Annotated in this window: 12 protein-coding genes; 2 read left to right on the plus strand and 10 right to left on the minus strand. The window is 68.2% G+C overall.

What is annotated here, in order from left to right:
• Positions 1–6 precede the first annotated feature (6 nt).
• The 6 genes from BST13_RS14285 to BST13_RS14310 all read right to left on the minus strand — a co-directional run bounded on the left by BST13_RS14285 (position 7) and on the right by BST13_RS14310 (position 7,813).
• Positions 7–1,236 carry an aminotransferase class I/II-fold pyridoxal phosphate-dependent enzyme gene (locus BST13_RS14285; protein WP_095533550.1) on the minus strand — a complete coding sequence of 410 codons (1,230 nt, stop codon included), beginning with the start codon at positions 1,234–1,236 and terminating at the stop codon, positions 7–9.
• Positions 1,233–2,156, minus strand: coding sequence for a prephenate dehydrogenase/arogenate dehydrogenase family protein (locus BST13_RS14290; RefSeq protein ID WP_083164691.1), 924 nt, complete (start codon positions 2,154–2,156; stop codon positions 1,233–1,235). Before BST13_RS14290 ends, BST13_RS14285 begins: the two co-directional genes overlap by 4 nt.
• Positions 2,153–4,228: an aminodeoxychorismate synthase component I gene (gene pabB / locus BST13_RS14295; protein WP_083164692.1), complete on the minus strand. Its 2,076-nt coding sequence runs from the start codon at positions 4,226–4,228 to the stop codon at positions 2,153–2,155. The genes BST13_RS14290 and pabB overlap by 4 nt, the downstream gene beginning before the upstream one ends.
• Positions 4,228–4,539: a chorismate mutase family protein gene (locus tag BST13_RS14300; RefSeq protein WP_083164693.1), complete on the minus strand. Its 312-nt coding sequence runs from the start codon at positions 4,537–4,539 to the stop codon at positions 4,228–4,230. Before BST13_RS14300 ends, pabB begins: the two co-directional genes overlap by 1 nt.
• Positions 4,540–4,609: 70 nt before the next feature.
• Positions 4,610–5,959, minus strand: coding sequence for a phenylacetate--CoA ligase family protein (locus tag BST13_RS14305; RefSeq protein WP_083164694.1), 1,350 nt, complete (start codon positions 5,957–5,959; stop codon positions 4,610–4,612).
• 117 nt (positions 5,960–6,076) lie between these two features.
• On the minus strand, positions 6,077–7,813 hold the full coding sequence (locus BST13_RS14310) for a GMC oxidoreductase (protein ID WP_083164695.1): 1,737 nt from the start codon (positions 7,811–7,813) through the stop codon (positions 6,077–6,079).
• A 221-nt stretch (positions 7,814–8,034) separates the two neighbouring features.
• Between BST13_RS14310 and BST13_RS14315 the strand changes: the two genes are divergently transcribed.
• Complete coding sequence (locus BST13_RS14315) at positions 8,035–8,922, plus strand: hypothetical protein (RefSeq protein WP_083164771.1); 888 nt, start codon at positions 8,035–8,037, stop codon at positions 8,920–8,922.
• Between the two features lie 67 nt (positions 8,923–8,989).
• Here the strand turns inward: BST13_RS14315 and BST13_RS14320 are convergent, their stop codons facing one another.
• The gene (locus BST13_RS14320; protein WP_211296094.1) at positions 8,990–10,117 is read right to left on the minus strand and encodes a GuaB3 family IMP dehydrogenase-related protein; all 1,128 of its coding nucleotides are present in this window, start codon (positions 10,115–10,117) and stop codon (positions 8,990–8,992) included.
• Between the two features lie 52 nt (positions 10,118–10,169).
• On the minus strand, positions 10,170–11,711 hold the full coding sequence (gene guaB, locus BST13_RS14325; RefSeq protein WP_083164697.1) for an IMP dehydrogenase: 1,542 nt from the start codon (positions 11,709–11,711) through the stop codon (positions 10,170–10,172).
• 192 nt (positions 11,712–11,903) lie between these two features.
• Between guaB and BST13_RS14330 the strand changes: the two genes are divergently transcribed.
• Positions 11,904–12,308 carry a DUF5319 domain-containing protein gene (locus tag BST13_RS14330; protein ID WP_083164772.1) on the plus strand — a complete coding sequence of 135 codons (405 nt, stop codon included), beginning with the start codon at positions 11,904–11,906 and terminating at the stop codon, positions 12,306–12,308.
• Here BST13_RS14330 and BST13_RS14335 read toward each other — a convergent pair.
• On the minus strand, positions 12,299–13,501 hold the full coding sequence (locus BST13_RS14335; protein WP_083164698.1) for an anti-sigma-D factor RsdA: 1,203 nt from the start codon (positions 13,499–13,501) through the stop codon (positions 12,299–12,301). The genes BST13_RS14330 and BST13_RS14335 overlap by 10 nt on opposite strands.
• Complete coding sequence (locus BST13_RS14340) at positions 13,494–14,072, minus strand: sigma-70 family RNA polymerase sigma factor (RefSeq protein ID WP_083164699.1); 579 nt, start codon at positions 14,070–14,072, stop codon at positions 13,494–13,496. The genes BST13_RS14335 and BST13_RS14340 overlap by 8 nt, the downstream gene beginning before the upstream one ends.
• Positions 14,073–14,121 lie beyond the last annotated feature (49 nt).

Raw genomic sequence — 14,121 nt, forward strand, 5'->3', positions numbered from 1 at the left:
GGGATGTCAGAAGCCGAGTGCGCGGGCGGCCGTCTCGAGGTCCTGCTGTTGATGCAGGGCGGACACGGCGAAGCGCATCAGCCCCGTGCCCTTCGCGACCGTCGGATAGAAGGCGGGCAGGACCAGCACACCGGCCTGCTTCAACCGGCGGGCGGCGGCGAACGCCGCGTCCTCGGTATCGAACAACGCGCCGCGAACCGGCGAATGCAGGCCCGCGTTGACGAGGGTCTGCCCCGTCAGCCGGTCGAACTCGGCGGCGTTGTGCCAGAGCTGCTTTTGCAGCTGCGCCACCTGGCCGTCGACGTGCAAGCGGGCAGCGGCGACATCGGCCGCGAGCATCGGCAGCATGATCGAATGGCCGAACACCAACGGGTTGGCAAACTTTCGCAGCACCAGCATGTCCTGGTGACTGGGCACGACCGCGAAACCCCCGGCGCCACCGAAGGCCTTCGACAGCGAGCCGGCGAGCACGACGTGTGCCGGGAGCGTGCCCCCGAGCGCCTCGAACGCGTAGCCCGCGCCGAGCGGGCCTTCGATCGAGACCCCATGGGCGTCATCCACATACAGATGGCCACCGAACGGCTCGAGGATGGCCAGCATCGCCGCCACGTCGATCAGGCCGCCCATCGAGCCGACGCCGTCGACCAACACGATCGGTGTCCGACCGGTGGCCGCGACCTCGCGGACCGCATCGGGAAGTGCTGCGGGCTCGGTCATGTCGAAACGCCGCGTCGGGCCGATCTGCTCGAGCACACCGCGGATCACCTGGATCGACGCGTGCGCGGTCTTCTCGACGAGGAACGCGACGCCTGCGTCGGCCACGGGATAGCTGGGCAGGGCGCCTGCGCCGAGCAGCGGCAGCAGGCCCAGATGGACGGTGCCGACCGAGGTGAACGCCGCCGCCTGGGCGCCGCCGTACATCACGGACAGCAGCTCCTCCAGCTCGCGCAGATACGGCGGCCGACCTCGGTTCCGTGAGGTGGAGAAATGCAGTCCGAACCGGCCCATCGCCTCTGTCGCCGCCGCGATCAGGTCGGGGTGCGACTCCAGACCGAGGTAGGAGCACGAGACGAATTCCACGGCCTCGCAGCCGTCTTCGAGCTGGACCCGCTTGCCGTCCCGCGCGGTGATGACGTGCCCGGTGAGACCTTCCGCGAAGGCGCGATCGAGCGAGTCCGAGGTCTTGCTGACCCGGGACGCCACCCAGTTGGATTGGCGTTCCATGAGTTCCGTCATTTGACTGTCTCCTTTGTGAGGTCGGTGGTGATGGCGCGCAGTGCTTTGGCGCTGCGCTCGCGGTAAGCGCCGCGCAGGGGGCCGAGCACTCCGCAGAGCCGATCGAGCAGGTCGCCGAATGCTTTCGCCTCGCCGTCCTCGACGACATCCGACAGCTGCGCCACCCCGCGCGACAGCGCGCGGCGTGCCGCCGGAGCGTAAGGGTTGGCCGCCTGTACGTCCCAATACACCTCGGGTGCGCCTGAGGCGATGCGCGCCAGCAGTGCCAGCAGTGCGCTGTGCGGCGGCGGAGCGATCCGGTCGAGATCGGCGATGTCGACGTTCAATTCGGCCAGGGCAGCGCCGAATCCGATCACCGCGGCGTGCGTGAGGGCCTGGGCGGCGGCCGCCAACCGGTCATGTTCGTCGGCGGTCACGGTGACCACCCGGGCGCCCCAGTGCTGCATCAGATCGGCCAACGCGCGCCCACGCCTGCCGTCGCGGACGACCACCGAGGCCACCGGGTGACCGGCAAAACCCAAGGAGGGCGCGAACATCGGGTTGAGGCTCAACGCCTCGGCCTCCCCGGCGATCGTGGTGACGGCGTGCAGGGCAGGGACCACCGTGGACTTCACCGACAGCGTGTCGACGATGAGGGCGTCCGGCCGCAGCGTCCCGACCAACCGACCGATGGCGACCAAGGCCACCGGTTCGGGGACGCACAGCAGGACGACATCGGCGGTTCGGACGACGTCGGCCACTTCTGCGCCGGGATCGCTGATGTCGCCTCGCACGAAGCGAGCGACATTCTGGGTCGGTGCGGGGACAGTGCGGTCGACGATGACCACGTCGCTACCCGAGTCGTGGAGCCGCTCGGCGAAGAGCGATCCCACGGACCCGGAGCCGCCGGCGACGACGACGCGCCCGACAACCCGGTTCACTTGGTGCCCTCCTGCCGGCCGGCCGCGGCCAGAGCCGTCATCATCGCCCTCGACTTGACCACGGTCTCGTCGAACTCCCCGGCCGGGTCGGACAGTGCGACGATGGCGCCACCGACACCGAAGCTCACCCGCCCGTCGTTGACCACCAGGGTTCGGATCACGATCGACAGGTCGCTCGCACCGGACAGCGAAAACCAGCCCAACGCACCGGAATACACGCCGCGCGGACCCTGCTCGAGCCGGTCGATGATCTCCATCGTCCGGACCTTGGGGGCACCGGTCATCGACCCACCGGGGAACGCGGCGCGGACGCAGTCGACCGCGGAACGACCCGGGGCGAGCGTGCCGCGGATCGTGGAGACGAGTTGGTGCACCGCAGCGTAGGTCTCGACGTCGAACAGCTTGGGCACGTGGACCGATCCCACCGAGCAGACCGTGTTGAGGTCGTTGCGGAGCAGATCCACGATCATGAGGTTCTCGGCGCGGTCCTTCGGATTGCCACGCAGCTCCTGCACCAGGGCCTGGTCCTCGGCCGCGTCGCCGCCCCTGGGCCGGGTGCCCTTGATCGGCTTAGCCTCGACAGCGCCGTGCAGGTCGATCGAGAGGAACCGCTCGGGGGATGCGCTCAGCACGGCCACGTCGCCGAAGTCGAGCAGGGCCCCGAACGGGACGGGGCTCACCCGACGCAGGTGGGCGAAGGTGGGCAGCACGTCGACCTGCGTGTGGACGGTGACCATGTTGGTCATGCAGATCTCGTAGGACTCACCGGCGTTGATCTCGTCGAAGCACTCGTCGATCCGCTTGAGATATGCGGCCCGGTCGTGCCGGAGTTCGACATTCATCCCGATGTCCGGATCGGTCATGGCCGGCCCGGACAGTGTGCGCTTCGGGGCCGGATCGGTGGGAGCGGCGGGAAGCGTGCGCAGAGCCTGCGCGGTCGACGCGAGCCACGCCTCGGCGTCGGCGGCGTCGCCCGAAAGGGACAGCGCCAGAAGATAACTGCTCTGGGTGGCATGGTCCAGGACGAGAGCCCGGTCAGCGAAGAGCAGGGCGGCGTCGGGTGTATCGGACTCATGCGCCGCGACACCGCCGGTCTCGGCCTTGAGCTCGTAGCCCAGATAGCCGACGTAACCGAGGTTGAACTCGAAGGGCAGGCTGTCGGGTGCCGGTACTTCCCGGGCGCGCAGCTGCTCGTCGAGGTAATCGAAGAACTGTTGGTGCACCCGCTCGGCGGTCCCGTCGGCCCGCCGGACCACGACCTCGCGGTCGGCGACGTGATACGTCACATGTTCGGCCAGGGGTCCGTCGCCGTTGCCCATGAACGAGAAGCGCGACAACCCGTCGATCACCGAGCTGCTGTCGAGCCAGAAGCCGTGGTTGCCTTGCGCGAAGAGAGAGGTGTAGGCCGCGAGCGCCTCGGGGTGGACATCGAGGTGCCGCACGTGCAGGTCGTAGCGAGGGTGCTCCGGCTCGGAGTTCTGCGCGGGAGCGGACGCCGAGTGCTCGTCGGCGAGGGCCAAGAAGTTGGCCAACAGCTCGTGGCCGTATCTGCTGCTGATCGACTCGGGGTGAAACTGCAAGCCCCACAATGGAAGTCCACGGTGCCGCACACCCATCACGACGCCGTCCTCGGTCCATGCCAGCTCCTCGAGCTCGTCGGGAAGCGATGTGACGGCCAGCGAGTGGTAGCGCACCACCTCGAATGGCGAGGGAATGCCCGCGAAGAGATCGACGCCCGTGTGTCGAACATCCGAGATGCGCCCGTGCATCGGTTCGGGTGCGTTGACGACCTCGCCGCCGAAGAGGTGGCACAGGCCTTGGTGCCCGAGGCACACGCCGAGCACCGGAAGGCCACTGTCGAGGATCACGCGGGCGCTCACACCGAAGTCGCGGTCGCGGTCGGGCCGGCCGGGCCCCGGCGAGATCACGGCGGCATCGAATTCGTCGAATCGCAGTTCGGCCCAAGGGGTGTCGTTGCGGACGACGGTCGGCGGCTGTCCGGAAACCTCGCCGATCAGCTGGTAGAGGTTGTAGGTGAACGAGTCGTAGTTGTCGACGAGTAGGACGCGCATCAGGCTGCACTCCCGTCGATGCCGATGATCAGATCCTCGATGCGGCAGGTCTCGCCGATGATCAGGTCGTAGAGCTGCTTCATGAACGTCAGATCCAGCCCGTTGGCCTCGGCGAAGCGGGCGGCCCGCTGCTGCACCACGCCGATCCGGTGTGGTTGCATCATCGGCACGCCGTGCTCGCGCTTGTAGTGGGCGATGTTGCGGCACAAGTCGATACGTGCACCGAGTGCGCTGAGGAACTCCGCGTCGATCCGATCGAGGTCGGCGCGCAGTGTCTCAAGAGTGCCTTGCTGCCTGACTGTGTCTCTCATAACTTGATCTCCTGTTCCCGGCAATGTCTTCTCGGAGCGCTCCGGAGGTCCGGGGCGCCAAGGGCTTTCGTCAAATCCCGGCCTGGTAGAGGACGGGCACTTTCCCGCGCTGTGAGCGGGCGAACTGGCCGATGTCTGCTCGCCGCACCTCGAAATCGAGGCACCGAGGGCTCACGATCACCTCGTGGATCTCATGGGCGCCGTGCAGAGCCGCATGAACCACGTCAGTCGTGATGTCTTGCGATGCGGCCTGCGACAACAGCAGCCGCACCCGGTATTTGTGGCCTTCCCACAGCACCTGGAGTTGGCAGTCGGTCGAGCTCGACACTCCCAATGTCGCGAGTGCTGCCACCAGGTGATCGCTGGAGAACGTGATGGTGTCGACGGTCATCGACGACGGCATGCGGCCCAGGAGCAGGATCGACCGGGCGGTGCTCCCACATGCGCACCCGCCGGACAGCAGCTGTCCCCTGTCGCCGAGCCGATAGCGAAAGAGCGCCATTCCGGAGGTCGTCAACGGTGTGACGACGAGCTCGCCGGGTGTTCCGGCACGCACGGGCCGACCGGTCTCGTCGACGACCTCCAGCACGTTGGCGTCCTCGTGCAGGTGATGCACCGCGCCCGACTGGCGGCGGCACTGGTAACCCAGGGGGCCGGTCTCGGACGTCGAATAAGCCAGCGAGCGCACGACGAGATCCGGTGCGGCAGAGCGCAGGACGCGCTCACGCTCGGCTCCCAGCGATTCACCGATGAAGAGGAAGTTCCGCAGCGGCAGCCGATACCCGGCCAGCAGCTCTGCTCCGTACGCCGGCGAGGCCACCAGGGTGTCGATCCCGTGTGCGTCGATGACTGCTGCGGCGTCGGCGGGCGCGGTGTACTCGCCCATCGCGAAGGACAGCGCAGGCAGCGAGCGTGCGATGTCCTGGACGAACAGGAACGCTCCGTTGAGGTCCCCGGGGAACAGGCAGTTCGCCACCCGGTTCGGCGCTGTCGCCAACGCTGCCCGCACGCCGCGCGCGCCGAGATGTTGGACCCGGTCGGTGAAATCCCATGAGTGGTACAGGATTTTGGGCCGGCTGGCCGTACCGCTCGATCGCAGCACGAGCCCGGGGCTCTGGTCGAACAGGAGGTCGGCCGAATGCGGTGGGCATCCCGCCGCCAGGTCGGCGGCGGACAGCAGGGGCAGCGCCGCGAGGTCGTCGACCGTCTCGACGGCGCGGAGTTCGGGGAAACGCCGCCACACGTTGACGGACCGACGCGCGGCTGCCAGCGTGGCACGCAGGTTGTGCCGTTGCGCGGCGTCGATCTCGTCGCGAGTCAACGCATCGAGGTTGTGGGCGAGGCGGATACCTGCCACGTCGCGCAACCGCGGCGTGCTTGCGCGATCGCTCGCCGCCGTGGCGGGTGGGTACGTGGTCATGACTCAAATGGTCGTGATCACGCCCTGCTCACGTAATCGCCGGCGCTACCAGATTCCACCTGACGATGGGACAGGTTTTCCTAGCCGCCGGGTAAGGACCGGATTCGGCGCCCGGAGCTAGCCTCCTGTGTTGACCGGTTCGATCGGCAACCGCCGCAACGCACCCGGGGCCTCGGCGGGGACCACGGGATGCAACGGTGAGATGGGATCGAGCCGCTGATAGGGCTCGCCCTGGGCCGGCCGGGTGTCTTCCTGTCCCTTGTTGGGCCACAGCGATGCCGCCCGTTCGGCCTGCGCGGTGATCGAAAGAGACGGGTTCACACCGAGATTCGCGGAGATCGCGGCACCGTCGGCGACGTAGAGCGTCGGGTAGTTGTACACCCGCTGATACGGATCGATCACACCGTGTTCGGCGTCGGCACCGATCGCCGCGCCGCCGAGGAAGTGCGCCGTCAACGGAATGTTGAACAGCTCGCCCCAGGTGCCGCCCGCGATGCCGCCGACCTTCTCCGCCATCCGCCGGGTGAACTCGTTGCCCACCGGGATCCACGTCGGATTCGGTTCGCCGTGGCCCTGTTTGGACGTCAACACCCGCCGGCCGCCCGGGCCGCGCTTGGTGAACGTGGTGATCGAGTTGTCCAGATGCTGCATCACCAGGGCGATGACCGTCCGCTCACTCCATCGGGACGGGTTCAGCAGCCGGATCAGCAACGCCGGCCGTTCGCGGCCCTGGTCGAGGAACTGCCGCCAGCGCGGCACGTCGGTGCCACCGGGCCCCGTGCCGTCGGTCATCAGGGTCTGCAGCAGGCCCATCGCGTTGGAGCCCTTGCCGTAGCGCACGGGTTCGACATGGGTGTCGGCGGTGGGGTGCACCGACGACGTGATGGCCACACCGTGGGTGAGGTCCAGATCCGGGGACACCGTGAGGGTTTGGGCCCCGACGATGGACTCGGAGTTGGTGCGGGTCAGCACGCCGAGGCGATCGGACAGCTTGCGCAGTTTGCCGGTGTCGCGCATCTTGAACAGCAGCTTCTGCGTGTTGTACGTGCCCGCAGCCAGAATCAGGTGCGTGGCGGTGAAGGTCTTGCGGTCGCGGCGCAGCTTGCTGCCCGTCTTGACCGTGGTGACCTCCCACAGGCCGTCGCCGCGCTGTTCGAACCCGGTGACCGTCGTCATCGGGTGCACGCGCGCGCCTGCCGATTCCGCGAGGCCGAGGTAGTTCTTGACCAACGTGTTCTTGGCGCCGTGGCGGCAGCCCGTCATACATTCGCCGCACTCCAGGCAGCCGGTGCGGGCCGGCCCGGCGCCACCGAAGAACGGGTCCGGCACGGTCTTGCCCGGAGTCTTCTCGCCGTCGAGCCCGAAGAACACCCCGACCGGTGTGGAGACGAAGGTGTCCCCGCAGCCCATGTCGTCGGCGACCTCTTTGACGATGCGGTCGGCATCGGTGAAGGTCGGGTTCTTCACCACGCCGAGCATGCGCTGGGCCTGCTCGTAGTGCGGCATGAGCTCGGCGCGCCAGTCGGTGATGTCCTTCCACTGCGGGTCGTTGAAGAACGGGTCCGGCGGCACGTAGAGCGTGTTGGCGTAGTTCAGCGATCCGCCGCCCACACCGGCTCCGGCCAGGATCATCACGTTGCGCAGCAGATGGATGCGCTGGATGCCGTACATGCCCAGCTGTGGCGCCCACAGGAACTTTCGCAGGTCCCACGATGTCTTGGCGAAGTCGGCGTCGGTGAACCGCCGGCCGGCCTCCAGTACACCGACGCGGTAACCCTTTTCGGTCAGCCGCAGCGCACTGACGCTGCCGCCGAACCCAGAACCGATAACCAAGACGTCGTAGTCAGGCTTCATCCGAACAGTATGGACCTACCCATAGGTAACTAGCTAGACAGGAGGGCCTAACTTGTAAAGACGGGTGTTTTGGCGAGCAGACGCGGAATCGCATGATTCGCGCCGATTACGTGCGAGTCTGTGTCTGCTCGGCGACGAGGGGTTATCCACAAGCCTGCGTTCATCCCCAGATTGCGCAAGTGGTGTCGCAACGAGGGTTCCCGACGGCCGACGATTCGATCGTGACCACACCTGCGTTGGCGCTGCTCGAAGAAGTCGGCGGGTTCGCCACCACCCGACAACTGCTGAGCGTGATGACGCGTCAACAACTGGACGTCCAAGTGCGCAATGGACAACTGACCCGTGTTTGGTACGGCGTCTACGCCGCGGCACCGCCGGACTTGATGGGGCGGCTCGCGGCGCTCGACGTGTTCATGGGAGCCAAGGCGGTCGCGTGCCTGGGCACCGCGGCTGCCCTGTACGGGTTCGACTTCGAGAACACGACGGCAATCCATGTGCTCGATCCGGGTGTGCGCATGCGTCCCACCGTCGGCCTGATGGTTCATCAACGGGTCGGCGCACCGCTGCGACGGGTGGCCGGACGTCTGGCGACGGCACCGGCGTGGACCGCGGTTGAGATCGCCCGCCAGCTGCCGCGGCCCCGCGCACTCGCCGCCCTCGACGGCGCGCTTCACTCAGCGCACTGCACTGCCGCCGACCTCGCCAAGGCCGTGGGCGAACAGCACGGCCGGCGTGGCATCGTCGCGGTGCGCGAGCTCCTGCAATATGCCGACGGGCGCGCCGAATCCGCGATGGAAAGCGAGGCCCGCCTCGTCATGATCGATCACGGCCTGCCGCTGCCGGAACTCCAGTACGAGATCCCGGGCCGGCACGGTCAGATTTGGCGTGTCGACTTCGCGTGGCCGGACGCACTGGTCGCCGCGGAATACGAGGGCCTCGACTGGCACTCCGCGCCCGCCAAGATGATCGAGGACAAGATCCGATTCGCCGGTATCCAAGAACAGTCGTGGACCGTCATCCCGATCGTGGCGCAAGACGTTCGTCAATACCCCAGCCGGCTGGCCGATCGCATCCGATACCACCTCACCGCCGCGCAGCTCGCTGGTTGACGCCGCCGAGCAGTCGCAGAATCGCACAAAACCGCCCTCAATAATGCGATTCCCTGTCTGCTCGGCGTTAAGACCCGACGGTCAAGCCGACCTTCTGGAACTCCTTGAGGTCGCAGTACCCGGCCTTGGCCATGGCCCGGCGCAGACCGCCGACCAGGTTCAACGAGCCGAACGGGTCGTCCGACGGGCCGTTGAGCACGGTGCCCAGTGACGGCCGCTCCCCCATCGCGATCTGCAGCAGGGCGCCGCGCGGCAGCGACGGGTGCGCCGCGGCGGAAGGCCAGAACCAGCCTCCCCCGAGCGCTTCGGCCGCCGAGGACAACGGGGTCCCCAGCACCACGGCGTCGGCGCCACAGGCGATCGCCTTGGCCAGGTCGCCCGAGGTGTGGATGTCACCGTCGGCCAGCACGTGCACGTAGCGGCCACCGGTCTCGTCGAGGTACTCGCGGCGGGCGGCGGCGGCATCGGCGATCGCCGTGGCCATCGGCACGCTGATACCCAGCACCTCGTCGCTCGTGGTGACGCCCTGGGTGGAGCCGTAACCGACGATGACGCCTGCCGCGCCGGTACGCATCAGGTGCAGGGCGGTGCGGTGGTCCAGCACGCCGCCGGCCACCACAGGCACGTCGAGCTCGGAGATGAACTTCTTGAGGTTGAGCGGCTCGCCGTCCTGGGCGACCCGCTCTGCGGAGATAATGGTGCCCTGGATGACCAGCAGGTCGATGCCTGCAGCCACCAGGGCCGGTGTGAGCGCTTGCGCGTTCTGCGGGCTGACGCGCACCGCCGTGGTCACGCCGGCTTCCCGGATGCGGGCCACCGACTGGCCCAGCAAGTCGGGGTCCAGCGGTGCGGCGTGCAGCTGCTGCAGCAGGCGGATCGCGGCCGAGGGTTCGGGCTCTTTCGCGGCGGCCTCGATGACCTGGGCGATCTTCTCCTCGACGTCGGCGTGCCTGCCGATCAGGCCTTCACCGTTGAGCACGCCGAGCCCGCCGAGGCGGCCGAGCTCGATGGCGAACTCCACCGACACCAGCGCATCGGTGGGGTGGGCCACCACGGGGATCTCGAACCGGTAGGCGTCGAGCTGCCAGGCCGTCGACACGTCTTTCGACGACCGGGTGCGCCGGGACGGCACGATGTTGATGTCGTCGAGTTCGTAGGTCCGGCGGGCGGTTCTGCCCATGCCGATTTCGACCATGTCACGCATGACGAGCCTCTCTTGTGCGTGTGCTTCGGCGCGCGAGCGCCCGTCAGCGGGTGTAGTAGTTCGGTGCTTCGACGGTCATGGTGATGTCGTGCGGGTGGCTTTCCTTGAGCCCCGCCGCAGTGATCTGCACGAACTGTGCCTGCTGCAGTTGCTCGATGGTCGCCGACCCGGTGTAGCCCATGGCCGCCCGCAGGCCGCCGGTGAGCTGATGGATGACGGTCGAGAGCGGCCCGCGGAACGGTACCCGGCCCTCGATGCCCTCGGGCACCAGCTTGTCCTCGGAGAGCACGTCGTCCTGGAAGTAGCGGTCCTTGGAGTAGCTCTTGGCCGCGCCACGGCCCTGCATGGCTCCCAGCGAGCCCATGCCGCGGTAGCTCTTGAACTGCTTGCCGTTGACGAAGATCAAGTCGCCGGGAGACTCGGCGGTGCCGGCCAGCAGCGAGCCCAGCATGGCCGTCGACGCACCGGCGGCAAGGGCCTTGGCGATGTCACCGGAGTACTGCAGGCCACCGTCGGCGATCACGGGGATCCCGAACGGCTTGCACGCCGCGACGGCCTCCAGGATCGCGGTGATCTGCGGGGCGCCCACACCGGCCACCACGCGGGTGGTGCAGATGGAGCCCGGTCCGACGCCGACCTTCACCGCGTCGGCGCCTGCCTCCGCGAGCGCGGCCGCGGCGGCGCGGGTGGCGACGTTGCCGCCGACCACCTCGACACGGTCGCCGACTGCCGTCTTGAGCCGGTACACCATGTCCAGCACGCCGCGGTTGTGCGCGTGGGCAGTGTCGACGATCAGCACGTCGACGCCGGCCTCGACGAGCGTCATGGCCCGGGTCCAGGCGTCGTCGCCGACGCCGACGGCCGCACCGACCAGCAGCCTGCCGTCACTGTCCTTGGTGGCCAGGGGGAACTGCTCGGTCTTGACGAAGTCCTTGACCGTGATCAGTCCGGTGAGCTTGCCGTGTCCGTCGACGATCGGCAGCTTCTCGATCTTGTGCCTGCGCAGCAGGCCGAGCGCGGCCTCCGCGGAAACTCCCTCGCGGGCGGTGATCAGCGGCGCCTTGGTCATCACTTCGGAGACGGGTTTGTTCTGGTCGACCTCGAACCGCATGTCGCGGTTGGTGATGATGCCGACGAGGGCCCCGTCGGAGTCGACCACCGGCAAACCCGAGATCCGGAACCGCGCGCACATCGCGTCGACCTCGGCCAAGGTGTTGTCCGGCGAGCACGTGACCGGGTCGGTCACCATGCCGGCTTCGGACCGCTTGACGGTCTCCACCTGTCCGGCCTGCTCGGCGACGGGCAGGTTGCGATGCAGCACGCCCATGCCGCCTGCGCGGGCCATCGCGATGGCCATCCGCGACTCGGTGACCGTGTCCATGGCCGAGCTGACCAGCGGCACCTTGAGCCGGATCTTGCGGGTGACCTGGCTGGACGTGTCCGCGGCAGCGGGCACCACGTCCGAGGCGGCCGGCAGCAGCAGCACGTCATCGAACGTCAGGCCGAGCATGGCGATCTTGGTCGGATCGTCGCCGCCGGTCGGCACCGGTACGGCAATGGGAACGCTGCTTTCAGCGATCGACATGGGCGGGCCTCCAGATAACAGGCGGTCGCAGAGCTTTACCCCTAATCCTATCGGCTCGACAAGCGGGCTCGGCGCCACCGCCGCGATGGCGGCCGGGTCGCCGTGTGCATCGGCGGTCCGGTCGCCGCGTCGCACGTCGCAGCACCTTGCGCGGCTGGCGCGATACCTGTGCTGCTGCGTAGTGTGGATCTCGTGCGTGACCAACTACCACCTGGTTTGCCACCCGATCCCTTCGCCGACGATCCGTCCGATCCGTCGGCGGCACTTGATGCCATCGAGCCGGGCCAGCCTCTGGACCCGCAGGAGCGCACCGCCGTCGAGGCCGACCTCGCAGACCTGGCGGTGTACGAAGCGTTGCTGGCGCACAAAGGTATCCGCGGCCTCGTCGTGTCGTGCGACGAATGCCAGCAGGACCACTACCACGACTGGGACATGCTGCGCGCCAACCTGCTGCAGCTGCTCGTCGACGGCACCGTCCGCCCGCATGAGCCGGCCTACGATCCCGAGCCCGACTCCTACGTGACCTGGGACTACTGCCGCGGCTACGCCGACGCCTCGCTCAACGAAGCCACGTCGGAATCCGACGGCTACCGCTGACCGCCGCCGCCAAGGCCCAGCCCGGGTAACCCGGGAATCTCGATGACCGTCGTCACCGGCAGCTGAGGTACGGCCGCGCGCCCTGGTGGCGTGCCGGCACCTTGCTGCTGCTGCGGCGCCTCTTCGCCGTGCTGCGCTGCCCCGTCACCACCGGTCGACCCGCCGCGCGCCGGGGCGGTCACCGTAGGCTCGGCGGCCGGGGGAACACTCACCGTCGGCATGGTCGTGGTCTGGGTATGCGTCGGTGCCTGCACCACGGACGATGGCACCGTGGACACCGCCGACGACGGCGTCACCTCCGGGTGTGGACTGGGTGACGACGGCACTGTGGTGCTGCTCGGCGACGACGGCGCGGCGGACAGCGAGGTCTCGGTCGACGCCGACGGGGCGGGCGAGCCCGATGTCGGGGACGACGACGGCGACCCCGGTGTGTCGGACGGCGACGTGGTGTCCGACGGCACCGGGCTGGTGCTGGTCGGCACCGAGGTCGACGGCGCCGACGTCGACGGCGTGCTCGTCGGGGATGACGTGTCGGACCCGTTCGGACTGCTCTGCGTCGCAGGCACCTGGGGCAGCACGATCGGCGGCGCGTTCGGCGGCACCGTCGCGTTCGGGTCGCGGTTCTCGACCTTGACCGACAACTGCTGCAGCTGATCGACCAGCTGCTGCTTGCGCTGGGTGTCGTCGACGGTCGCCACCGTGGTGGTGACGGTGCTCAACTTCTCCTGCGCCGCCTGCCACTGCCCTTGGTCGATGAGCTGCTGAACCTGCGCGAGTTCCGCGGAGGCCAGCTCGACGTTCACGTCGCGGGTGGGCCGTTCGCCGAACAGCGTGGTGCGCATGCCGTACAGGGCGTCACCGGGGCCTGCGCCATAGACGGCCGCGCCGAACCCACCCAGGCACAGCACCGCCGCCGCGACCGAGCCCACCAACGCCAGGGGCAGCCGTGGGCGCCTGCCCCTGGTACCGCGGTCCAGGGCAGCGATCGCGTCGCGCGTCGTCACGACACCGGAGGTGGGACGCCGCGCCTCGTCGCGCCAGCCGGCGAGCAGCTGGGCCAGTTCGGCCTCTGCAGGGTCGGTTGCGTACACCTGGTGTTCCAGCGAGAGCGCCTCGATGAACCGGTCGGTGCGGTTGATCTCGTTGAGTGAGGGATCGCCACCATTGGACGTCCAGCGGCCGAAGTCAGGCATAGTCACGTCCCGTCGCCATGACTTCGGACTTCAGCCGATTCAGCGCCCGGTGCTGGGCCACACGAACCGCGCCGGGAGTGCTGCCGACGGCCTCTGCGGTCTCTTCGGCGCTCATGCCGACGACGACCCGCAGGATGAGGATTTCGCGCTGTTTCTCCGGCAGCACCGACAGCAGCTTCGCCATCCGTGCCGATGACTCGGAATCGAGGGCGGACTGTTCGGGGCCCGCGTCCAGCGAGTAGCGCTCCGGCACCGCATCGGTCGGTTCAGCCCGGTTCCGGGCCGCCGCGCGATGCGCGTCAGCAACTTTGTGCGCGGCGATGCCATACACGAAGGCCAGGAACGGTCGTCCCTGATCCTTGTAGCGCGGCAGCGCCGTAATGGCGGCCAAGCACACCTCCTGCGCAACGTCATCCGCTGAAAGACCACTTCGCTCGGTCGTGCCGACCCGCGCCCGGACGTAGCGAACGATGATCGGCCGGATGATCTCCAGGACTTCCTGAAGCGCATTCCGATCGCCGGCCACAGCCTCAGCAACGACAGCGTCGAGACGGTCTCCCGAACTTGTCATCGTGGGCGGTATCTCCAGCGTTACTTGGCACCGACACTCGCAGGCGCTT

The sequence above is a fragment of the Mycobacterium aquaticum genome, from assembly GCF_002086485.1.
GTDB classification, from domain to species: domain Bacteria; phylum Actinomycetota; class Actinomycetes; order Mycobacteriales; family Mycobacteriaceae; genus Mycobacterium; species Mycobacterium aquaticum.

Coding starts and splice junctions, on each gene's coding strand:
- BST13_RS14285 (WP_095533550.1), bottom strand. CDS start 1,236: ATGACGGAACTCATGGAACGCCAATCCAACTGGGTGGCGTCCCGGGTC.
- BST13_RS14320 (WP_211296094.1), bottom strand. CDS start 10,117: ATGGTCGAAATCGGCATGGGCAGAACCGCCCGCCGGACCTACGAACTC.
- BST13_RS14340 (WP_083164699.1), bottom strand. CDS start 14,072: ATGACAAGTTCGGGAGACCGTCTCGACGCTGTCGTTGCTGAGGCTGTG.
- guaB (WP_083164697.1), bottom strand. CDS start 11,711: ATGTCGATCGCTGAAAGCAGCGTTCCCATTGCCGTACCGGTGCCGACC.
- BST13_RS14305 (WP_083164694.1), bottom strand. CDS start 5,959: ATGACCACGTACCCACCCGCCACGGCGGCGAGCGATCGCGCAAGCACG.
- pabB (WP_083164692.1), bottom strand. CDS start 4,228: ATGCGCGTCCTACTCGTCGACAACTACGACTCGTTCACCTACAACCTC.
- BST13_RS14335 (WP_083164698.1), bottom strand. CDS start 13,501: ATGCCTGACTTCGGCCGCTGGACGTCCAATGGTGGCGATCCCTCACTC.
- BST13_RS14300 (WP_083164693.1), bottom strand. CDS start 4,539: ATGAGAGACACAGTCAGGCAGCAAGGCACTCTTGAGACACTGCGCGCC.
- BST13_RS14310 (WP_083164695.1), bottom strand. CDS start 7,813: ATGAAGCCTGACTACGACGTCTTGGTTATCGGTTCTGGGTTCGGCGGC.